Origin of the sequence: Variovorax sp. J22P240, assembly GCF_030316855.1 — a bacterium.
Classification (GTDB): Bacteria; Pseudomonadota; Gammaproteobacteria; order Burkholderiales; family Burkholderiaceae_C; genus Variovorax.
The window spans coordinates 152,547-174,035 of sequence record NZ_JASZYR010000008.1 but is presented as its reverse complement, the minus strand read 5'-3'; the positions used below and the strand labels follow the sequence as shown (position 1 = coordinate 174,035).

22 protein-coding genes are annotated in these 21,489 nt (G+C 65.7%); 13 read left to right on the top strand and 9 right to left on the bottom strand.

Going from position 1 to position 21,489, the window contains the following annotated elements:
* Positions 1-118: 118 nt before the first annotated feature.
* The 4 genes from QTI24_RS20180 (at position 119) to QTI24_RS20165 (ending at position 3,613) form a co-directional block, all read left to right on the top strand.
* Positions 119-733: a hypothetical protein gene (locus tag QTI24_RS20180; protein WP_286602894.1), complete on the top strand. Its 615-nt coding sequence runs from the start codon at positions 119-121 to the stop codon at positions 731-733.
* A 75-nt stretch (positions 734-808) separates the two neighbouring features.
* Entirely contained in the window at positions 809-2,254 is a 1,446-nt protein-coding gene (locus QTI24_RS20175) for an NAD-dependent succinate-semialdehyde dehydrogenase (protein ID WP_286602892.1), read from the top strand.
* Between the two features lie 73 nt (positions 2,255-2,327).
* A complete protein-coding gene (locus QTI24_RS20170; protein WP_286602891.1) occupies positions 2,328-3,212 on the top strand; it encodes a hypothetical protein in 885 nt (294 codons plus the stop codon).
* A gap of 65 nt (positions 3,213-3,277) precedes the next feature.
* Complete coding sequence (locus QTI24_RS20165) at positions 3,278-3,613, top strand: hypothetical protein (RefSeq protein WP_286602890.1); 336 nt, start codon at positions 3,278-3,280, stop codon at positions 3,611-3,613.
* A 2-nt stretch (positions 3,614-3,615) separates the two neighbouring features.
* Here QTI24_RS20165 and QTI24_RS20160 read toward each other — a convergent pair whose 3' ends face one another.
* Together QTI24_RS20160 and QTI24_RS20155 are read right to left on the bottom strand one after the other, a co-directional pair.
* The gene (locus QTI24_RS20160) at positions 3,616-5,463 is read right to left on the bottom strand and encodes a tannase/feruloyl esterase family alpha/beta hydrolase (RefSeq protein ID WP_286602888.1); all 1,848 of its coding nucleotides are present in this window, start codon (positions 5,461-5,463) and stop codon (positions 3,616-3,618) included.
* Positions 5,464-5,614: 151 nt separating this feature from the next.
* A complete protein-coding gene (locus QTI24_RS20155) occupies positions 5,615-6,004 on the bottom strand; it encodes a hypothetical protein (protein WP_286602886.1) in 390 nt (129 codons plus the stop codon).
* 280 nt (positions 6,005-6,284) lie between these two features.
* Here QTI24_RS20155 and QTI24_RS20150 point away from each other — a divergent pair, with 280 nt between their 5' ends.
* The 5 genes from QTI24_RS20150 to QTI24_RS20130 are packed head-to-tail and all read left to right on the top strand — an operon-like array spanning position 6,285 to position 9,945.
* Positions 6,285-7,073, top strand: coding sequence for a transporter family protein (locus QTI24_RS20150; RefSeq protein ID WP_286602885.1), 789 nt, complete (start codon positions 6,285-6,287; stop codon positions 7,071-7,073).
* Between the two features lie 10 nt (positions 7,074-7,083).
* Positions 7,084-7,497, top strand: a complete 414-nt coding sequence (locus QTI24_RS20145) for a hypothetical protein (RefSeq protein WP_286602884.1) — start codon at positions 7,084-7,086, stop codon at positions 7,495-7,497.
* A 13-nt stretch (positions 7,498-7,510) separates the two neighbouring features.
* Complete coding sequence (locus QTI24_RS20140) at positions 7,511-8,062, top strand: hypothetical protein (RefSeq protein ID WP_286602882.1); 552 nt, start codon at positions 7,511-7,513, stop codon at positions 8,060-8,062.
* 43 nt (positions 8,063-8,105) lie between these two features.
* A complete protein-coding gene (locus QTI24_RS20135) occupies positions 8,106-8,549 on the top strand; it encodes a hypothetical protein (RefSeq protein ID WP_286602881.1) in 444 nt (147 codons plus the stop codon).
* Positions 8,550-8,577: 28 nt separating this feature from the next.
* Entirely contained in the window at positions 8,578-9,945 is a 1,368-nt protein-coding gene (locus QTI24_RS20130) for a patatin-like phospholipase family protein (protein ID WP_286602880.1), read from the top strand.
* 16 nt (positions 9,946-9,961) lie between these two features.
* Here the strand turns inward: QTI24_RS20130 and QTI24_RS20125 are convergent, their stop codons facing one another.
* From QTI24_RS20125 to QTI24_RS20105, 5 genes are all read right to left on the bottom strand, one after another.
* Positions 9,962-10,909 (bottom strand): SphA family protein, encoded by a 948-nt coding sequence (locus QTI24_RS20125; protein ID WP_286602878.1) that lies wholly within the window; start codon positions 10,907-10,909, stop codon positions 9,962-9,964.
* 14 nt (positions 10,910-10,923) lie between these two features.
* A complete protein-coding gene (locus tag QTI24_RS20120; RefSeq protein ID WP_286602876.1) occupies positions 10,924-11,883 on the bottom strand; it encodes a formylglycine-generating enzyme family protein in 960 nt (319 codons plus the stop codon).
* 132 nt (positions 11,884-12,015) lie between these two features.
* The gene (locus QTI24_RS20115; RefSeq protein ID WP_286602875.1) at positions 12,016-12,906 is read right to left on the bottom strand and encodes a sensor histidine kinase; all 891 of its coding nucleotides are present in this window, start codon (positions 12,904-12,906) and stop codon (positions 12,016-12,018) included.
* Between the two features lie 37 nt (positions 12,907-12,943).
* Positions 12,944-13,600, bottom strand: coding sequence for a response regulator transcription factor (locus tag QTI24_RS20110; protein WP_286602874.1), 657 nt, complete (start codon positions 13,598-13,600; stop codon positions 12,944-12,946).
* Positions 13,601-13,757: 157 nt separating this feature from the next.
* Positions 13,758-14,687, bottom strand: a complete 930-nt coding sequence (locus QTI24_RS20105; RefSeq protein WP_503011290.1) for an NmrA family NAD(P)-binding protein — start codon at positions 14,685-14,687, stop codon at positions 13,758-13,760.
* A gap of 139 nt (positions 14,688-14,826) precedes the next feature.
* On the opposite strand from QTI24_RS20105, the gene QTI24_RS20100 reads away from it, so the two are divergent.
* A complete protein-coding gene (locus QTI24_RS20100; protein ID WP_286602872.1) occupies positions 14,827-15,804 on the top strand; it encodes an AraC family transcriptional regulator in 978 nt (325 codons plus the stop codon).
* Between the two features lie 9 nt (positions 15,805-15,813).
* Here QTI24_RS20100 and QTI24_RS20095 read toward each other — a convergent pair whose 3' ends face one another.
* Positions 15,814-16,743 (bottom strand): SMP-30/gluconolactonase/LRE family protein, encoded by a 930-nt coding sequence (locus QTI24_RS20095; RefSeq protein WP_286602871.1) that lies wholly within the window; start codon positions 16,741-16,743, stop codon positions 15,814-15,816.
* A 35-nt stretch (positions 16,744-16,778) separates the two neighbouring features.
* Positions 16,779-17,738, bottom strand: a complete 960-nt coding sequence (locus QTI24_RS20090; RefSeq protein WP_286602869.1) for a LysR family transcriptional regulator — start codon at positions 17,736-17,738, stop codon at positions 16,779-16,781.
* Between the two features lie 90 nt (positions 17,739-17,828).
* On the opposite strand from QTI24_RS20090, the gene QTI24_RS20085 reads away from it, so the two are divergent.
* The 3 genes from QTI24_RS20085 to chvE all read left to right on the top strand — a co-directional run bounded on the left by QTI24_RS20085 (position 17,829) and on the right by chvE (position 21,447).
* Entirely contained in the window at positions 17,829-19,280 is a 1,452-nt protein-coding gene (locus tag QTI24_RS20085; RefSeq protein ID WP_286602867.1) for an aldehyde dehydrogenase family protein, read from the top strand.
* A gap of 64 nt (positions 19,281-19,344) precedes the next feature.
* Positions 19,345-20,310: an ABC transporter substrate-binding protein gene (locus tag QTI24_RS20080; protein ID WP_286602865.1), complete on the top strand. Its 966-nt coding sequence runs from the start codon at positions 19,345-19,347 to the stop codon at positions 20,308-20,310.
* Between the two features lie 63 nt (positions 20,311-20,373).
* Positions 20,374-21,447 (top strand): multiple monosaccharide ABC transporter substrate-binding protein, encoded by a 1,074-nt coding sequence (chvE, locus tag QTI24_RS20075; RefSeq protein ID WP_286602864.1) that lies wholly within the window; start codon positions 20,374-20,376, stop codon positions 21,445-21,447.
* Positions 21,448-21,489: the final 42 nt, after the last annotated feature.

Sequence of the window (21,489 nt, the reverse complement as noted above, 5' to 3'; positions counted from 1 at the left end):
ACCCCGCCGATATACCCATCGCGTGCAAACAACTCGTCGTGTTGGACGAGCCTGCCCCGTGAGGAGTGAGCGTGAGAATCGGGAACAGCTGTGGCGGCATTTGGGCGGGGGCATCGGCATGACGCTGTCCGGCTATGGCATCGATGCCTTCAAGGTGCTCGCCGCAGCCGGCCCGGTGGCAGGATTGGTGGCGGTCGCCCATGTGCGCTCGTCGCGGCGTAGGAAGCGACAACTCAAGGCCGAGTCCGCGCTCCGCACGTCGCGCAGCGTCTACGTGGATGTGCCCGGATCCGCGCCTTCGGCGTCGGTGCGCTTCGACCTCACCCCGCAATTGCTGGGTTGGCTGGCCGCCGCCCAGAGCGGTTCGCTCCACGGCATGGAAACGCCCGACGCGGTGATGCTGGCCTTCGACGTCGATGCGACGTGGAAGGGCATCGGGTCGACGGGTGCGGAGGCCGATTCGGCCTTCTCCAGCCAGTTGATCGTCACGCGCGAACTCTTCATCGTCCGCTCGACGGATCCCTGGCGCGACAGCGCCGAAGTCTCGCTGCGGACCATGCTCCACGCCCATCGGACGCTTCCGGAAGGCGAGCCGCTCTACTGCGCGGGGGACGGTTCGATCCGGCTCACGCCGACGCGGCGCATGAGGGCGCCGTCCATGCCCGTGCCGCGGCAGTTCTATTGGGTGCGCGCGGAGTCGTCGGTGGCCGAGACCACGCGCCCCCCCATCTAGCCTGCGGAAGTGGTTCAGGAAAGGGCGCTAGGATCGTGCGATTCGATCCACCTTTCAGAGCATCAAGGACCTCGCATGACCACCCCCAGCTATCCCGACACCCGCCTCCTGATCGACGGCGAATGGTGCGACGCCGTGAGCGGCAAGACCCAGAACGTGATCAATCCCGCGACCGGCAAGCCTATCGGGAAGGTCGCCCACGCCGGCATCCCCGACCTGGACCGCGCGCTGGATGCGGCGCAGCGCGGGTTCGAAGCCTGGCGCCGGATTCCGGCCAACGAGCGCGCCACGACGATGCGCAAAGCCGCCAGCCTGCTGCGCGAACGAGCTGCCGACATCGGCCGCATCCTCACGCAGGAGCAGGGCAAGCCCTTTGTCGAAGCGCGCGGTGAAGTGCTCGCCGGCGCCGACATCATCGAATGGTTCGCCGACGAAGGCCGCCGCGTGTACGGCCGGATCGTGCCATCGCGCAACCTCTCGGCGCAGCAACTCGTGATGAAAGAACCGCTGGGCCCGGTCGCTGCCTTCACGCCCTGGAACTTTCCGATCAACCAGATCGTGCGCAAGCTCGGCGCGGCGCTGGCCAGCGGCTGCTCCTTCCTGGTCAAGGCGCCGGAGGAAACCCCGGCTTCGCCTGCAGCGCTGCTCCAGGCCTTCGTCGATGCCGGCGTGCCCAAGGGAACGGTCGGCCTGGTGTTCGGCGATCCGGCCGAGATCTCCAGCTACCTCATTCCGCATCCCATCATCCGCAAGGTGACCTTCACGGGCTCCACGCCGGTGGGCAAGCAACTCGCCGCACTGGCGGGCGCGCACATGAAGCGCGCAACCATGGAACTCGGCGGCCATGCCCCCGTGATCGTTGCCGCCGATGCCGACGTCGCCCTGGCCGCCAAGGCGGCAGGCGGTGCGAAGTTCCGCAACGCCGGACAGGTCTGCATCTCGCCCACGCGCTTCCTGGTGCACAACAGCATCCGCGACGAATTCGCGCGCGCGATGGTCAAGCACGCCGAAAGCCTCAAGCTGGGCGACGGCCTTGCCGAAGGCACCACGCTCGGCCCGCTCGCCAACTCGCGGCGTCTGACTGCCATGGCCAAGGTGCTCGACGATGCGCGCGCCACCGGCGCCAAGGTCGCCACCGGCGGCGAACGCGTGGGAACGGACGGCAACTTCTTCGCGCCCACCGTGCTCACGGATGTTTCGCTGGAAGCCGACGTGTTCAACAACGAGCCCTTCGGCCCGATCGCGGCGATTCGCGGCTTCGACACGCTCGAAGAAGCGATCAAGGAGGCCAACCGCCTGCCTTACGGCCTGGCGGGCTATGCCTTCACGCAGTCGATCAAGAACGCGCACCTCCTGTCGCAGCAGATGGAAGTCGGCATGCTGTGGATCAACCAACCGGCCGCACCGTCGCCGGAAATGCCTTTCGGCGGCGTCAAGGACTCGGGCTACGGCTCCGAAGGCGGACCGGAAGCCATGGAGGCCTACCTGGTCACCAAGGCGGTGTCGATCATGGCGGTCTGACGTCGGCACCCGGGGGTCGTCCGTGAGGTTCTGCTAGCCAGATGCGCGATACCGCGTGACAATGCGCGGCATCATGAATCACGCAACGATTCGCCGGGCCTTGCTCTGGGTCTGGTTGCTGCTGCTGCCGGCCCTGGCGCTGGCGCAGACGCAACTGGGAAGCGCTGCGGCCATGCAGGCCAAGCATGCTTCGGTGAAGGGCCAACTCGAGCAGAACGTCTTCGGACGGCCGCTGGTGCTCGAATCCAGCGAAGCATCCGGCCAGTTGAGCGGCAACATCTTCGCGGTCATCGCCTACCCCTTCGACAAGGTGAGCGGCGCACTGAGCAAGCCGTCCGGCTGGTGCGAGGTGCTCATGCTGCACCTCAACACCAAGCACTGCGCGGTGCGCGAGGCAGACAGCCCCAAGACCGTGGCGGTCGCGGTCGGCCGCAAGTTCGACCAGCCGCTGTCTGAGGCGCAGAAGGTCGATTTCGTGTGGCAGCCGGCGACCGTTTCGGCGGACTACTTCAGCGCACGCCTGAGCGCCGACAAGGGTCCGCTCTCCACGCGCGACTACCGCATCGAACTCGAGGCGACGCCGCTGGACGGCGGCAAGACCTTCATTCATCTCAGCTACAGCTACGGGTACGGCACGGCCGCCCGCATCGCCATGCAGGGCTATCTTGCGACTCTCGGCAGCGACAAGGTCGGCTTCACTTCGACGGGCGCCAATGCGTCGGGCCAGCCGGAGTATGTGGGCGGCGTGCGCGGCGTGGTGGAGCGCAACACGATGCGTTACTACCTTGCGATCGACGCCTACCTGGGCGCTCCCGATGCCAAGCAGTTGCCGGGTCGCCTCGCCACTTGGTTCGACAGCACTGAACGCTACGCGCGTCAGTTGCACGAGGTAGAACGGAATGACTACCTCACGATGAAGCGCAACGAATACAAGCGCATGGAAGGCGGAGGTTCCTAGGCAGCACCCTCTTGCGTCAATTTGCTACACATGTATCCTAGTGTGTCTCAAAAGGACGGTGCCCCATGGATGTTGATTTCCACCTGAACAAGGTACAGGCGCTCAGCCCCAAGGCCGCGAAGATCGCCTTGCGGATGCTGGACCGGGATCCGCGTGTTCCGATCGAATGGGTGATGTCGCTGCGGCCGGCGTTGGTCGAACGAAGCAGCGAAGCCGAATCGTTCGGCGGCACCGACTGGATGACGATCGCTGCCATCGAGCGACCGGGCATCCGGCGCTTCACCGAACGCTTCGAGAGCCGCGAACAGCGCCACGCGCGGCTGTGGGTGCTGAGTCTGCGGACGGCTACCAAGAAGCACGATCGGGCCGAGCCCGACGAGAGCGTCTACGGCGCGCTCTAGCCTCAAGAGCAGTTGTACGAACTCGCGACCAGCGGGTCCGTGCCGACGAATGCGGGCTTCGTCGGGTGCATGCAGATCGGCCGTGAGCTTGCGGTTGGATTGGCCGCGGTCACAGGCGAAGAGATGTCGATCCGGCTCGGCGGCTGGTCCTGTTCCACCCAGGCCGTGAGCGCCAGGTAGAGCTGGTCGATGGTCGGCAGCGGCGGATTCGCGGCCGGGTTGGCCGTGCCGTTCGAGAAGCCGTGCGCCATGCCCGGGACGAGGAAAAGCCGGTAGAAGTTCTTGACGACCGCGTCGCCACCCATCTGCGCGGTCAACCGGTTGTAGTAGTTGAGCGTGCCCTGCGGCGGGATGAGCGTGTCCGCGAGGCCGTGATAGACGAGCATCTTGCCGCCCCGCGCCGCGAACCCGGCCAGGTTGTTGTCATCCGTGTTGATGTTGGCGAAGGACGTCTGCAGCGCCACGCCACGGTCGTAGGCATTCGACAGATCGAGATACGACAGCGTCTTCCAACGGTCCGCGCCGTTGCGGGTGGCATTGACGAAGTTGCTCGATGCATAGCTCGCGTCCTGCAGCTCCAGCGCGACCACGTCGCTCGCGATGGTGAAGGGAGTCGGTCCACCGAGGCCACTGGTGTTGGTGCCGCGCGTGAGGCCGTACCAGCGCTGGGCTCCCTGCGGTTCGAGTGCGGTGCCGTTGTCGGTCGACGGCGACGGCGCCGAGCCGTCGGCCGTCTGTCCGTACCAGATCTTGTTCATGGCCACGGCCTGAACTTGCGTGACACAGTCGCCCGACGGCGCGTTGCCGCCGCTCGACGCGCAGATCACGTTCAGATCCTGCGTCGGGTCGTAGCGGCATTGGAACGGATCGGGGATGTAGCCCAGATGCCGGTTGCCGACCGTGTCGCAGGCATTGATCGCGGCGTTGCCCAGCGCCGCCGCCTGAGCGCTGGTCAAGGGCACGCCGCCGAGGTCGCGCTGGTAGACGATCTGCGGATACAGCTCGGCGGTGATGAACTTGGTCCAGTTGATGGCGGGCGCGCCGGCAAGGATGCCATCGAAGTCGGCCGGATTGGCCTGTGCCTCCATGTGGCCCTGGCGGCCGCCGGTCGAGAAGCCGTTCCAGTACGCCCGCTTCGCCGCTGTTCCGTAGTAGGCCTGCGTCAGCGCCTTGGTCTTCACGGCCATCTCGTGGATGCCCCGCTGTGCGAAGTCGTTCCAGAGCACCGTGTTGATCGAGCCGTCGGGATTCATCGCGAACGAGCCGCCGTTCACGGTATTGGCATGGCCGGTGTCGGTGCTCGCGGAGACTGCGCCTTCGACCATCGCGGTCGCTGCTGGCGCGCCGGAGGTGCCGCCCGAAATGCCCGCGAGCGCGGTCAGCGAGGTGTGCACGCCACCGGCCCAGCCGCCGCCGCCCTTCACGTGGATCCGTTGATTCCACTTGCTTTCACTGGGGAGCCAGATCTCGATGCCGATGCCTTGCGACGTCGACGGCGCATCTGCGGGCCCGGGCTTGCCGGGGCCAACCAGGAGCTTCACGACGCACACGTCGCTCGTTGCCACCGGGGTGTTGGCGCTGGCGGTGCCCGACAGCAGCAGTGGATCGCCGGCCTTGAACGACCTGACGAGCAGAACCTGCGTGAGCGGGTCCGGCGTGAAGCGCGTCTTCAACGTGTCGTCGCAAGTGAGCTTCGCCTGTCCGGGGGGAACGACCGGGAAGGCGCCGCCTCCATGCCCTCCGCCACCACCGCAGGCCGCGAGTCCCCCTGCGATGGCGATGCCCGCCAGCAGTCGAGCCCACGTTGAAATTGTTCTTGCCCGCGATTCGTCTCCGCTCGATGTGCGCATGAAGGTCTCCGTGTGCCAATGCGCCGGGCGACCTGCCCAACGCCAATCGCTTCATCCGCCGTGCGGCAACTCTTGGGCGTAGGAAGGCGCCGGTCCGTGCCACGCCGGCGCGCCTACATCGGCGACTCTGGATGCGGATCTGGACGCAGGCCTACGACTTCGTACGTCTTGTCTTGAGGAGGGTGCTCCGGCTCGTCCGAAGCTCCGCGAGCATCTTCAGTTGGTCGGCACAGTCGGCCGGTGCGGCGACCAGCACGAAGGGGCTGCGGCGCAGGGCGGTGATGGTCTTCTCGACTTCCGCCGGATCGCGGCCCTTCGAGACCAACCCGGCAGCGACTGCGGCCTTCGACTGCTTGAAGAAGGCCTTCTCGTACGCTGGCGTACCGCATCGCGCAGCGATCACGCGGTAGTCGGCCTCCTGCTGTTCGCTGGACAACGCAGACCCCACGCCCATGCTTCCCGCCGACTGGGCGTTGGCCGCCAATGGGACGGCGATGGCCCACGCCGCAACCACGACTCCGATTTCGAAATGCGCCTTCATGTGACCCCCTGAAATCCAGCAGCGTTCTTGTGCACTTCATCCTAAGTGGGCGTTTGCTTGTTGCGCCATCCGCCATGTGAACTATTGCGGATCAGGCTCGCCTTTCGATTCAAGGCGTCGCGATTTGCATGAAAGACCGCACTTGCCAGTCCCGGCCGTCGCCCGGAAATTGCCCGAAGGTGCAGAAGCGCTTGCCCATCGGGCCAATTTGCAGCTTTAGCGGCCACACCCCAAGATGGGTCGTAATGCATCGAACGCTGTCCTCGCTGTGGAGATCACCATGGTGGTGGCCACGGCATCGCTCGTCGCCTGCGATGCATGGGCCCAGCAAAGCGACGAAGAATTGCAGAAGCAACTCGTCAATCCGGTCGCCGACATCGTCACGTTGCCGTTCCAGTGGACGACCAATTTCGACACCGGACCATTCAGCAAGCCGCAGCACACGCTCAACATCCAGCCGGTCTACCCCGTCAAGCTCGGAGGCGGCTGGTCGCTGATCAACCGCGCCATCGTTCCGCTACTGTCCAATCCGGCCGTGCTGCCAGGGCAGGACCGTGTGAACGGCCTGGGCGACATCACCTACGAGGGTTTCCTTGCGCCGCCGCCGGGGTCGGGCGGGCTGATCTGGGGCGTGGGGCCGGCCCTGGTCATGCCGACGGCCACCGACGATCGCCTGGGCCAGGGCAAGTGGTCCCTCGGGCCGGCGGTGGTCGGGCTGAAGGAATCGGGTGCGTGGAGCGTCGGCGCGCTGGTGACGCAGGTGTGGTCTTTTGCGGGCGACAGCGACCGGCCCGACGTCAACGCCTTTTCGTTGCAGCCCATCGTCAGCTACCGACTGGACTCGAAGCAGTCGATCGGGTACATCGGCATCATTACGGCGAACTGGGATGAAAAGCGATCGAGCCAACGCTGGACAGTGCCGCTCGGTGTGTCGTATTCGCTGTTGGTCAAGCCCGAGACGTTCGTGCCGATGAATTTCGTGGCCGGTGCGGGCTACAACGTGATCCGGCCGGACAATGCCTCGGATTGGTTCGTGCGATTCCAGGTCAATTTCATTCTGCCGAAATGAGGAGCCCATCATGCGAGTCAGCGAGGGAATGAAGTGGGTGACGATCACCGCGGCGGCCGCTGCGGCGCTTGGGGCCCCGTTGCCGGCTGCGGCCAGGCCTTGGACGATCTACAACTCGTTGCGCGACACGCCGATCGTCCAGTTCAAGCAGGCCGACATCGACCTGATGACGAAGACGATCAACCGCGCACTGGAGAGCGGCGAAGACGGTGTCACCGTCAAATGGGAGAACCCCGGCACGCCCAACAGCGGCAGCGTCACGCCCGAGAAGGATCCGAAGGGGCGCGCGGGATGCAGGCTGGCGCGTATCGAAAACCGCCACGGCTCCATGCACAACGCGGGCGGGTACATCTTCTGCAGGAACCCGGACAAGAGCACCGCCAAGGCCACGCCCTGGAAGGTGGTCGGTCCGTGGGCCGGCTGAGGCGGGATCCATCATGAACCTGCGATCCGTCTTGCTGCTCCGGGGAGCCTTGAGCGTGCTCTTCGCGCTGTATCTGATCGTCGCGCCCGCATCGGCTCAGCTGCAGCACTTGCTCGGACGCAATGGCCTCTTCAGCCTCGCCGACGGTCTCATCGGCCTCGCATTGGCGTTCGCCCTGAACCGGTACGCGCCGGGGAAGTGGCTCTTTGCCCTTGCCTTGGCCGACGCCTTGATGCGCGTCGGGACCGGTGTCGTGGCCTTTGCCTACCCGAACCTCCAGGATCGCATCGTGGGCGCCGTCGCCTTCTTCGGCTCGCTCATCACCGTATGCATTGCGTTAGGCGTCGTCGGCCTCGTCTACGTGCTGATGAACCGGGGCGCTTCATCGGAAGGGCGCGCAGGGGGCCTGCCCGCGTTGATCGTGAGCGCATGCACGCTGCTATTCGGTGTGGCCCTGATGTTCGGATTCTCGATCGAGGACGGTCGGCGAATGCTCGTCGGACTCTTCGCCCTCGCGACGGGACTGACGTTCCTGGTGACGGGTCTGCGGCTCAAGCGCGCATGAACCCATTGGCTGATTTCAACAACGTGGAAGGAGTGATCTCATCATGACCCAACTTTTCTCTCGCATCGCGGCATTGGCAATGGCCCTGGTCCTTGCGGCCTGTGCGGCGCCCGGGTCCTCATCATCCGGCTCGATGGAGGTGCGCCAGGGAGTGATCGAGCAGATCATGCCGGCGGACATCCAGAGCCCGGCGCACACCGGCGTGGGCGCGGTCGTCGGCGGCCTCACCGGCCTGGGCATCGGCAGCCTGATCGGCGGCGGCACCGGGCGCGACGTGGCGATGGTCCTGGGCACCATCGGCGGCAGCATCGCCGGTTCCGAGGTTGCCAGGCGCTACGACCGTCCGCAGCCGGGCCAGCAGGTGATCGTCCGCACCAAGGCCGGCGTCCTTGTGACGGTGACTCAGCCGATCAACCCGGCCTTGCGCGTCGGGCAGCGGGTCTACATCGAAGGAAGCGGCGAGGGCGCCCGCGTCCTTCCCCAGTGATCGCGGGCCGCGCTCGTGAGCTGAACGCTTGGCCGCGATCCGCACCGTCGTCTGCGGCCTGCTGATCGCCGGGTGCCTTGCGGGCTGCTCCTCGGTGCGGCCGTGGATCAATGCACCGCTGGTCGCGGACAACGCGACCATCCCGCCGATCGCCGCCTCGGCCGATCCGAGCATCGTCGTCGCGGTGACGCTGTCCGGCGGCGGCGCGAGAGCCGCCGCTTTCGGCTACGGCGTGCTCACTGAACTGCATCGCACCACCTTCCAGTGGAACGGCCGGAACACAGATCTGCTGACAACGGCCGATGTCATCACCGGCGTGTCGGGCGGCAGCATCCTGGCGGCGTACTACGCGGCCTTCGGCGCCGACCGGCTGCCGGATTTCGAGCGCGACTTCCTGCGGCAGAACTTCCAGAACAGCCTCATCACCCAGACGCTCCGGCCTGTGCACCTGTACAGGATGACCTCGCCGTGGTACGGCCGCAGCAACGTGCTCGCGGAGCGACTGGACGAGCTCTACGAGGGTCGCACCTTTGCGGACGTCGAAGACAACCCGCCGCGCACGCAACTCATCATCGCGGCGACCGACATGTCGCTGGGCACCACCTTCGAGTTCACTCAGGAGCAGTTCGCGCTGATCTGCTCCGACCTGCGCAGCATGCCTCTGGCCTTTGCGGTCGCCGCATCGTCGGCGGTGCCGATCGTGCTCAGCCCGATGGGGCTGAAGAACTATGCGGGCGAGTGCCGCGAACGGGGCGTGCGGACACCGGAGGTCTTTGGCGCCGGGACCGACTATCGCGCACGCATGTACCGCTCGCAGGCGAAGAGCTACCTCGATGCGAAGCGGCGTCCCTACATCCACCTGGTCGATGGCGGACTGGCGGACAACCTCGGCGTGCGCAGGATGCTCGACCGCGCATTGGCCGGAGGCGGCCTGCGCAGGAGCTTGTCCGATGCGGGCCTGCCGCCCGGCAGCATCCGGAAGCTGGTGTTGGTCACCGTCAACTCCGAGCGGGACCCCGCCAACGACATCGATGCGGACGACAAGGTGCCCAGCCTCGCCCAGGTTGGCGACGCGTTGCTCTTCGGCACCGGCTCGCGCGCGACCATCGAGACGCAGGAGTTCCTGGCCGATGTCACGCGCCAGTGGCGAGCGGACCTCAAGATCCATCGCGGCGACGGCTCCGATGCCTTCGCGGCGGATGCGGAAATCCATGTGGTGGCGGTCAACCTGCGCGACGCCGAGGGCGACATGCGCCGCGAGCTGCTGCAGACGCCGACGGCGTTTTCGATCAGCGGCTGGGAAGTCACTCAACTGATCGAGGCGGGACGGGACGTCCTGCGGCGCTCGCCTGAATTCCAAGCGCTGCTCAAGTCGCTGGGCGCCAAGCCCGATTGAGGGGGACGTTCGCGCGCTACATGAACGGCAGCGTGAGACTCACGGACACGCCATTGCCCTTGGGCCGGTTCTTGGCTTCCACGTCATAGACCCACCGCGCCGAGAACGCCGCTGGCTGATTGCCGATCTTCCCGCTCCAGGTGACGATGGGCCCCAGGCCGACCGAACGACCCTTGAAGCCATTGAGCTTGTCCGCCGTGGGGCCGGTGTCGTCCTCGACCTGCTCGATCCAGCCGCCCACGACACCGAGGTGCCATTGGGGCGCGATGGTGGTCGTCCACATGGCATCGATGCGGAACACGGCGCCGTTCTTGTAGTCGGTGTCGTCGTTGCGTGTATAGAAATCGAATGCCGCCATCGCGGTGAATTCGCCGCCGCCCTTCAGCAGGTGGGTGTACGCGATCGTCGGCGAGAAGGTCCAGGTGTTCTGGCCGGCATTGGCGAGGCGGTCGGGGTCGTACGAGCCCGTCGGCGCATAGAAAGGCACGGAGAGCGCGAGGTGCTCGGTCTCGCTGATGTGATAGCCCGCGATGAGCGGGTTGACGAGCATGTCGGCGAAGTGCGTGTTGCTGTCGCTGACCGAGAAGCCGCGCAAGGGGCCGGCGATGCCGATCTCGGCCTTCGTGTATTGCACCGGCAGCCCGATGGCCGACGCGAAGTTCCAGCGGCCCGGCCCCGTGTTCCACACGTAGGTGAGATTCGCGACGTTGTAAATCGCTGTCGCATCCAGCCCGACGCCGAGCGTGCGGCCGAGGGACACCTGGCGCGAGCCGTCCAGGTCGCCCGAGAAGTAGATGCTGGCAAGCGACAAAGCGAAGCCCGGAGTCGGCGGCACGATGCCGGCATCGGAGTACACCTGCTGGGCGGTGATCGGGCGCCCGATGCCGCCTTCGGTTGCTGCCGCACCAAAGGATGCAAGCATCAAGACCGACCACAGCGTGCGCGGGACAAACCGCCTAGTCATTGTTCTTCCTTTCATCACGGGTGCGCTGGCTCCTTGCGCACGATGCAGCGAAAGCCGAGATGGCAGGTCGCCGTGTCGATCGGCTGCGCCATCCGGGCCGCCGGGCGATAGCGATGGCAATAGTTCGGAGCGCAGAGATGTGAACCGCCCTTCATCACCCGGCGCGGAATGCGGACCTCCGGCGTGCGCGGGTCGTAGCTGCCTTCGGCCTGGCCGCCGCGCGGGTTGTCCAGCGTGCAGCAGCTCTTGATGATCTTGTCGTGCTCCTGGTACCAGTCGGTGGTCCATTCCCAGACGTTGCCGGCCATGTCGTACAGGCCATAGCCGTTCGGCGGAAACGAGCCGACCGGCGCGGTCCCTTCGTAGCCGTCCTGCAGCAGGTTCTGCCACGGGAATTCGCCCTGCCACGAGTTGGCCATCAACTTCCCGCCGGGACTGAAATCAGCGCCCCAGGTGTACTCGGCGCCTTCGAGACCGCCACGCGCGGCGTATTCCCACTCGGCCTCGGTGGGGAGCTCTTTGCCGGCCCATTTGGCGTAGGCCTCGGCATCCTCGAAGGCGACATGCACCACCGGGTGCTTCCACAGCCCCTGCAGCGAACTGCCCGGCCCGCGCGGATGCCGCCAGTCGGCGCCGCGCTGGTAGGTCCACCAGTTGTAGGGATTGCCCATGTCCACCGGCCCGGGTGTCTTGCGAAACACGACCGACGAGGGTGCGAGCATGGCCGGATCTGCACCGGGATAGTCCTCTGCATTGGCCGGGCGCTCGGCCAGCGTGACGTGGCCGGTCGCCTCCACGAAGCGCTTGAACTCCGTGTTGGTGACGGTGTGCGTATCGATCCAGAAGCCCTTCACGGCCACCTTGTGGGTCGGCGCCTCCTCCGGGTAGTGCCGGTCCGATCCCATGAGGAAGGTGCCGTCGGGAATCCAGACCATGCCATCGGTCCGCGTTGTGCTCTTGAGCTCAGTCGTCATGAAGGATCGCCAATCTCGGTGAATCGATGATGGAGGGGCCGGTGTGCATTGCCCATCGGCCTGTTGGGCAATACGTTCTGCCCCTTGGGGCAAATCGGGCGAAGCGATCTGCGCAAAGTCAATCGGCGCATCCTAGGCCGATGGCATCTCGGCGGCCGGCTTGCGCCCCACGCGCTTGCGCGCGACGTCGATGGTGGGCAAGGACACCCTGAACAGTGCGCCCGCCTGATGATCGTTGGTGCCGACTTCGATCTTGCCGCCGTGCGCGTCGACGATGGTCTTCACGATGGCGAGTCCCATGCCCATGCCTTCCGGCTTCGTCGAGTAGAAGACCTTGAAGATCTCCACCAGTTTGCTCGCGCCCACGCCGGGCCCGCTGTCGGCTACGGTGAATACCGCGGTGCCTTTGTCGCCCTTCTCCGTCGTCAGCTTCAGCGTTCGCCGGCTGGGGGGTAGATCGCTCATCGCTTCCATGCCGTTGGTCGCCAGGTTCACCAGCACCTGCTGCAGGTGCATGCTGTCGCCCATCACCGGCGGCAGGCCGGGCGCGAGATCGAATTGCAGGCGAGTCTGATGGCGCCGGGCAAGCTGGCCGAGCAGACCCCTGCTCGCCGCGATCACTTCGTTCAGCTCCAGCGTCGTGGCCTCTAGCGAGCGCTTGCCGAGCAGCGTCCTGAGTTTCTGGATGATCTGCCTGATCCGCAGGACGTCGTCGCGGATGTCCGTGAGGATGCTCTTGAGCTCGTCGGCCGGCAGCGGTTGCTGCTTCCACAGCAGGGCGCCGGCATCCACGTTCGCGAGGATGGCGCTCAGCGGCTGGTTGATTTCGTGGGTGATGGACGCCGTCAGTTCGTCGACGCCATGAATCGGGGCGGTGTTCACCGCAACGGCGGGGCGGCGCTGCACAGGCCGGGCTCTCGTCGACGTGCGCCGATGGTTCGGCGCCAACGCAGGCCACATGGCGGCCAACAGCAAGGCAATCAGCGCCGAGACCGCAATCCCTGTGGCGGGCTTGGGCGACATGTGAATGGCGCCTGGTGAGTCTGGCTCGCGTGCGCGCTCAGGCGTCCACGCGACTGAGGGCCTGAGGCGCTGCGTCCAGTTGCCCGACAGCCCTGACCAGATCGGCTAGCGAGCTCACCTCCATCTTCTCCATGACGTGCGCGCGATGCGCCTTGACCGTGCGCTCCGCCGCGCCGAGTTCGGCGCTGATCTGCTTGTTGAGCGCGCCGTTGACGACCATATCGAGCACTTGCCGTTCGCGCGGGCTCAGGCGCGAGTAGCGGGTCTGCAGCGCGGACAGCCGGCGGTGCGCCTGCCGCCGGATGGCGTCCTCGTGGACCGCCTTGTTCACCACCGACAGCAGCGCATCGCCATCGACCGGCTTGAAGAGAAAGTCCGCGGCGCCGGCCTTCATGGCGCGGAGGGTTTCATGCACGGTTGCTTCGGCCGTCACGAAGATGACCGGCAGAGGCTCCGGCTGCGTGGCGACCATCTCCTGGAGATCGAGGCCGCTGGGGCCGGGCATGTGAATGTCCAGCACCAGGCAGCCGGGTGCGCTGCCAATGCCCTCGAGCAGCATCTCGCCCACCGATCCGTACTCCGCCACGCGATGCCCGGCAGCACGCAGCAGGCGTTGCACCGCGCGCCTGAACGACACGTCGTCATCGATCAGGCGAACGACCGGTGTTTCTTCCGCTGGGTTCAAGGCCGTCATTTCACTCATTCCACATCTCCCGGGCCGGCGCACGCGGCGGCCGTTCAAGGTTGGGGCGCTGAAACAGCGAGGATTGGTCGTGCATTGAACACGCAGCCAAGGTGCATGACAACCTGCCCTTTGGTGTAAGGAACTCCAAGGGCTCTTGAAAATGTAGCTAGTTTGTCTTAACAAATTTGTGACAGGAAAGTAAAGCCGCGTAGGCGCCGGCCAGCTCCCCGGCGAAGTCCTCGAAGGTCGTCGGAGTGCAGCTTCGGGTGGCGCATCCTGCGAGCGGATGAACCCTGTTCGCGTTGAATGCGCGAGTCATCTCGACGTAGAGATCGGCGAAGCTTGCCGAGAGGCCTGCGCCGACCAGTGCGTCCGCCATATCGGCATCGGGAAGCTGGACGTAGTGAAGGTCGGGCTGGCCGATGCGCTGGCCCAGGATGCGGGCGACCTCGGCCTGGCTCAGGTCGCGCGGGCCGAGCAGTTCCTGCACGGCGATGCCGCTCCAGTCCCGCTCCATGAGCGCCTTGGCTGCGACCGCGGCGATATCGTCGGCGGCGACCATCGGCATGGCGATGTCCGGCGCAACGGAATCGGCCAGAACACCCATGTGCCTGACGACATCCAGCGCCTCGAAGAAGTTCTCGAAGAAGGAGGCTGGTCGAAGAAGCAGGAGGTTGATCCCCGCGATACGTTGCAGCCGCCCTTCCTGCGCATGCAACCCCGCGATCACGCCCGTCGCTTCATGCAGGTTTGCGCCCAGACTGCTGAGCGCGACGACATGGGAGACACCACTGTCGCGGACCGCGCCGGCGATGGCTTCGCCCTCCCGCGCCTGCCGCTCCGCGTAGTCGGGCGCATGGCGATCGGTCGCGAGCAGGGTGTAGGCGGCGTCCGCGCCCCGAAACGCCTCGGCCAGGAAGCCCGCATCGGCCACATCGCCGGTCCGAACTTCGGCGCCGGCACTCCGGAGTGCTGCGAGCTTGCTTTCAGTCCGTCCGAGAGCGCGGACCTTGGCGCCCGACTTCAGCAGGCGCTGCGCGATCTTCGCGCCCGTGTGGCCGGTCGCGCCCATGACGGTGATTGTGGTGGTGTTCATGCGTCGCTCCTGTGGTGGTTTGCATGAAGTCCACTATCGTGGGCAAGAGTCGGTGGATCAATGTCCAATGCTCGCGATTTCATGCTCATGCGTCCAGGCGCGCTGGACGATGAGGTTTGCGCTACGCATACTGCGCCACATGGACCTCAAGGAAGCTCTGGCCCCGGTCGACCCGCTCGGCGAGGCGCTGCACTTCCTGCGGATGAGCGGCATCTTCTATTGCCGCTCGGAGTTCACTGCGCCCTGGGGACTCGCGCTGCCGTCGATGGAAGACAGCCTGATGTTCCATGTCGTGACTTCGGGACAGTGCTGGCTCGAAGTCGACGGTGCGGAGCCGTATCTGCTGCAACCGGGCGAATTCGCGCTGGTGCCGCACGGCGAGGGCCACCGTCTCGGCTGCGAGCCCGGCGCCGGCGCCCTGAAGCTGTTCGACTTGCCGCGCGAGCAGGTCAGCGAACGCTACGAAATCCTGCGGCACGGCGGTGGTGGCGCGCCGACCCATCTGGTTTGCGGCGCGGTGCGTTTCGACCATCCGGCCGCGCACCAGCTCGTGAAGCTGCTGCCGCCGGTGATTCGCATCGACGCGCCGGGCGCGCGCGAACTCGATTGGGTCGGAAGCCTGCTTCGCCTCATGGCGGTCGAGGCACGCGAGTTGCAGCCGGGCGGCGAGACCGTCATCACGCGGCTGGCCGACATCCTCGTGGTGCAGGCGATCCGCTCGTGGATGGCGAAGGACCCGGCTGCGCAGACCGGATGGCTCGGCGCGCTGCAGGACAAGCAGATCGGCCGAGCGATCTCGCTCATCCACCGTGACGCCGCACGGCCCTGGACGGTTGCGGCGCTGGCGCGCGAAGTGGCGATGTCGAGGTCGGCGTTTGCCGCGCGCTTCACGACGCTGGTGGGTGAGCCGGCAATGCGCTACGTGGCGCGCTGGCGCATGCATCTGGCGCTCAACTCACTGCAGGAGAAGGATGCACGGCTCTGCGATCTCGCGGCCCGCTTCGGCTACCAGTCCGAGGCGGCGTTCAGCCGGTCCTTCAAACGCTACATCGGTGTGTCGCCGGGCGCGGCGCGGCGCAGGCGCTCCGCTGCCGCCGAGCCGCGCCTGCGAGCGTGAAAGTCGGCTTCAGCCGCCGAACGGCGACGCGGGCAATCCGGGTACGTCGAGCTGAACGGCAAAGAGTCCGCCCGCTTCAGGCTCGGCCTCGCGCTGCGCGGGCGTCAGGCCGCTGGTGGCGCTCGTGATGTAGAGCGTGCGCAGATCGGGTCCGCCGAACGCGCAATTGGTGATGTGGCTCGTTGGCAGTGGGATGCGGCAGAGTTCAGCGGCGCTCACTGGATCGTGGCAGCTCACGCAGGCGCCGCCCCAATGCGCGATCCAGAGCCTTCCGGCAGCATCCGTCGTCATGCCATCGGGGAAGCCGTCGCCACGTGCGAATCGGAGCCACTGGCGCTTGTTGGAGAGGGTGCCTTCGGCGGCATCGAAGTCGTAGGCGTAGACGCGGCTGGTGACGGTGTCGTTGAAGTACAGGGTCCGTCCATCCAGCGACCACGTCGGCCCGTTGGTCACGGCAAAGCCCTGGTCATGGCGGGTGCAGCTTCCATCGGGGTCGAAACGGTAGAGCGAGCCGGTGGGCGCCTCGCACGCGCAGTCCATGGTGCCGCCCCAGAAGCGACCCTGGGCGTCGCACTTGCCGTCGTTGAAGCGGTTGTCGGCGAGTTCGGGTTCGGGCTGATGCAGGTACCTGGGTGCAACGTCGCCCGTTGCCGGGTCGAACAGGGCGAAGCCACGACGCAATGTGACGATGAAGCCGGGCGCGTTGGCTCGTTCCGCAACCGCGGAGATCTCCTCGTCGAAGCTCCAGGTTGTCTGACCATTGCTCGCAGGGTCGAAGCGATGCAGACGGCGTTCAATGATGTCGACCCAGTAGAGAGCTTGCTCGCGCTGTGACCACAAGGTGCCTTCGCCCAACGTCGCACCTGCGGGCCAGACGCAACGCGGCGCTTCGAGGGTTGCAGGGGTCGTGGGGCAGGTGGCGGATGGTGTTGCGTTCAAGGGTGTCTCCTGGGTGGGGCGGGCTGCGAACAAGATCAATCCACTTCAAGCCGCCGCCCATAAGCCTGAAAGCTCTGCGTCTTCAACGCCCGCATCATCACCTTGGCCGCAGGCGACAACAGACGGTCAGTGCGCGTGATGATGCCGAACGCATCCATGTGGCACGGCATCTCGATCGGCAGCAGCGAAACGATCCCGTGCGCCGCGTAGTAGCGCGCCACGTCGGTGGCAAGCACCGCGACCATATCGCTCTGCTGCAGCATCCGCGTGATGAAGAGCAGGGCCGCCGTCTCGATCACGTTGATCGGCGGCGCCAGTCCTACTTCCTGGAACATGAGTTCGAAGCGATGGCGCAGTACGCTGCCCGCAGGCGGCACGATCCAGCCGGCCGACACCAGATCGCGCAGACCCAGTCCTGTCATGCCCAGCAGCGGATGTCCCGGCCGCACCAACGCGCACACCGGTTCTTCCGTGAGCGCCTCGTAGCGAAGGTTGTTCTTGTCGTGCTCCGCGAAGAGTCGCGCCACGAGCACATCGAGCTTGCCCTGCTCGAGCCGTTCCAGCAGCACCGGGCTCGTCTCGATCTCCAGCGAGACGCGCAGATTCGGGTGATCGCGCTTCACCGCCGCCACCGCCGGCGGCAGCAGCACCAGCCCCGGCGCAGTGATCGCGCCGATGTTGACCTGCCCCGCACTCCCCGCCTTGAGCGCCGTGAGTTCGTCGTGTGCCTGATTGAGGCTCGCCAGCGCAATGCGCGCGTGGCGGATCATCGTCTCGCCATACCAGGTCGGCCGCATGCCGCGTGGCAGACGGTCGAACAGCGGGACCTCCAGCACGTCCTCCAGATCCTTCAACAGCTTCGAGGCCGCCGGCTGCGTCATGTTCAGCACCTGCGCGGCGCGATGGATGTTGCCCTCTTCGGCCAGCGCCACCAGCAGCAGCAACTGCCGGGTCTTGAGGCGCGCACGGATGAACCAGTGCGTGTAGTTGGTCATATGGGGTTTACCTGAATGCTGCTTCTGATATCTATTCCATCGAAATATTGATTGGAAAGATATCGGGGCGATTCCTACACTCGCACCACTTTGAAGCGCAGTGACCTCCAACAGAACGCACGGCAGTACATCAACGGCCGCTGGGAGACGGGTGTTACCACGGGAATCAGTGAAAACCCGTCCGACACCCGCGAAGTGGTTGCGGAATACGCGCGCGCCGACCGAAACCAGACCGAACTGGCGATCCGCGCCGCTGCCGATGCCTTCCCGCACTGGAGCCAGACCACACCGCAACGTCGCGCCGACGTGCTCGACCAGATCGGCAGCGAGATCCTCGTGCGCCGCGAAGAACTCGGCAAGCTGCTCGCCCGTGAAGAAGGAAAGACCTTGCCAGAGGCCATCGGCGAGGCGGCGCGCGCGGGCCACATCTTCAAGTTCTTCGCTGGGGAAGCCTTGCGCGGCGACGGTGAGACGCTCGCCTCCGTGCGGCCCGGCGTGCAGGTCGACATCACGCGCGAGCCGCTCGGCGTGGTGGGGCTCATCACGCCGTGGAACTTCCCGTTTGCCATTCCTGCTTGGAAGATCGCGCCGGCGCTGGCCTACGGCAACAGCGTTGTGTTCAAGCCGGCCGAACTGGTGCCGGCCTGCGGCTGGGCGTTGGCCGAGATCATCAGCCGCGCGGCGCTTCCCGCCGGCACCTTCAACCTCGTGATGGGCAGCGGACGCGAAGTGGGGCAGAGCATCGTCGACAGTCCGCTGGTGGATGCGATCAGCTTCACCGGCTCGGTGGTCACCGGCGAACACATCCTGCAGGCGGCCACCCGCCGGCGCGCCAAGGTGCAACTGGAGATGGGCGGTAAGAACCCGCTCGTAGTGCTCGCCGATGCCGACCTGGACCGCGCCGTCGACTGCGCGGTCCAGGGCGCCTATTTCTCGACGGGCCAACACTGCACTGCGTCGAGCCGCCTCATCGTCGAATCGACAGTGCACGACGCCTTCGTCTCGCGCGTGCGCCACCGGCTCGCAGCGCTCAAGATCGGGCACGCGCTGGCGCAGGGCACCGACATCGGACCGGTGGTCGACCGGCACCAGCTTGAACGCAACCTCGCCGCCATCGAGAGCGCCACCGCGGAAGGCGCCGAGCACATGGGCGGCGGCGAACGCCTGAACCGCGCGACCACGGGCTATTACATGAGCCCGGCGCTCTTTCTCGCCAAGCCCGAGCACCGTGTGGCGCGCGACGAGATCTTCGGACCCGTGGCCTGCGTGCTGCGCGCCGACGATTACGAACATGCGCTGGTGCTGGCCAACGACACGCCTTTCGGCCTGTGCGCCGGCATCTGCACCACGTCGCTGGCGCGCGCGATGCACTTCAAGCGCCATGCGAGGGTGGGCATGACCATGGTCAACCTGCCGACCGCCGGCGTCGACTACCACGTGCCCTTCGGCGGCCGCAAGGCATCGAGCTACGGACCGCGCGAGCAGGGGCGACATGCCGCGGAGTTCTACACCACCGTCAAGACCGGCTACGTGCTGGCCTGAGCGACAAGAGAAGCAGATAACAAGAGAAGAAGAGTTTCTTTCACCACGTCAACCAGGAGACAACATGAAACTGAATCGTCGCACGCTCAACATTGCACTCGCCACCGCGTCGCTGTCCTCGCTGCTGCCGGTCACGGCTCTGGCGCAGAAGAAGATCGTCCTGGGATTTGCCCAGGTCGGCGCGGAAAGCGAATGGCGCACCGCCAACACAGAGTCGATCAAGTCGGCCGCGAAGGAGTCCGACATCGATCTCAAGTTCTCCGATGCGCAGCAGAAACAGGAGAACCAGATCAAGGCGATCCGCTCGTACATTGCGCAGAAGGTGGATGTCATCGCCTTCTCGCCGGTGGTCGAATCGGGCTGGGAAACCGTCCTGAAGGAAGCCAAGGCCGCCAACATCCCCGTGGTGCTGACCGACCGCTCCGTCAACACCAAGGACGACTCGCTCTACGTCACCTTCATGGGCTCGGACTTCGTCGAGGAAGGCCGCAAGGCCGGGCGCTGGCTCGTCGAGAAGGAGAAGGGCAACGCAGGCCCGATCAACATCGTCGAGCTGCAGGGCACGGTGGGCTCGGCGCCGGCGATCGATCGCAAGAAGGGCTTCGAGGAAATCATCAAGGCCGATCCGAAGTTCAAGATCATCCGCTCGCAGACCGGCGACTTCACCCGCGCCAAGGGCAAGGAGGTGATGGAGGCCTTCCTGAAGGCCGAGGGCAAGAAGATCAATGTGCTCTACGCGCACAACGACGACATGGCGATCGGCGCGATCCAGGCCATCGAGGAAGCGGGCATGAAGCCGGCGCAGGACATCATCATCATCTCGATCGACGCCGTGAAGGGCGCCTTCGAGGCCATGATGGCCGGCAAGCTCAACGTATCGGTCGAGTGCAGCCCGCTGCTTGGGCCCCAGCTGATGAGCGCCGTGAAGGACATCAAGGCCGGCAAGCCGATTCCGAAGCGCATCCTCACGAAGGAAGGCATCTTCCCCATGGAAGTCGCCAAAGCCGAGTTCCCAAACAGGAAGTACTAACAGGCAGTGACGCGCCGTCGCAAGCGGCGCGTCGCGCACGCACACAATGAAGGAGACCTTGCCATGAAACGCACCTTTCTCAAGACCTTGCTGGCCGGCGCGGCCACGACACTGCTTGTCGGCATTGCGCCGCTCGTCCATGCCCAGGACAAAGGTCTCGTCGCCATCTCGATGCCGACCAAGTCGTCGGCGCGGTGGATCGCCGACGGGTCGAACATGGTCAAGTACTTCAACGAGAAGGGCTACAAGACCGACCTGCAATACGCCGACGACGACATTCCGAACCAGCTCGCGCAGGTCGAGAACATGGTGACGAAGGGCGCGAAGGTCCTGGTGATCGCGGCCATCGACGGGACCACGCTGTCGGATGTACTGCAGAAGGCCGCCGACAAGGGCGTCAAGGTCATCGCGTACGACCGGCTCATCAAGGGCTCGAAGAACGTCGACTACTACGCCACGTTCGACAACTACCAGGTCGGCGTGCTGCAGGCCAGTTATATCGAGCAGGCGCTGAAGCTCAAGGAGGGCAAGGGCCCGTACAACATCGAACTCTTCGGCGGGTCGCCGGACGACAACAACGCCTTCTTCTTCTACAACGGCGCGATGTCGGTGCTGAAGCCCTACATCGACAGCGGCAAGCTCGTGGTGCGCAGCAAGCAGATGGGCATGGACAAGGTCTCGACCCTGCGCTGGGACGGCGCGGTGGCGCAGGCGCGCATGGACAACCTGCTGTCGGCCTACTACACGAAGGACCGCGTCGATGCCGTGCTCTCGCCCTACGACGGTCTGTCGATCGGCATCATCTCCTCGCTCAAGGGCGTGGGCTACGGTACGGCGCAGCAGCCGATGCCGGTGGTGACGGGGCAGGACGCGGAAGTGCCCTCGGTCAAATCGATCCTCAAGAAGGAGCAGACTTCCACCGTGTTCAAGGACACGCGCGAGCTCGCCAAGGTCACGGTTGGCATGGTCGACGCCATGCTGGCGGGCAAGCAGCCGGAGGTGAACGACACCAAGACCTACAACAACGGCGTGAAGGTCGTGCCGTCGTACCTGCTGAAGCCGGTGAGCGTCGATGCTTCGAACTGGAAGCAGACACTGGTCGACAGCGGCTACTACAAGGAGAGCCAGATCAAGTAGCTGCGACAGGCGATGCGGGGCCGGCCGGCCTCGCAGGCTCGA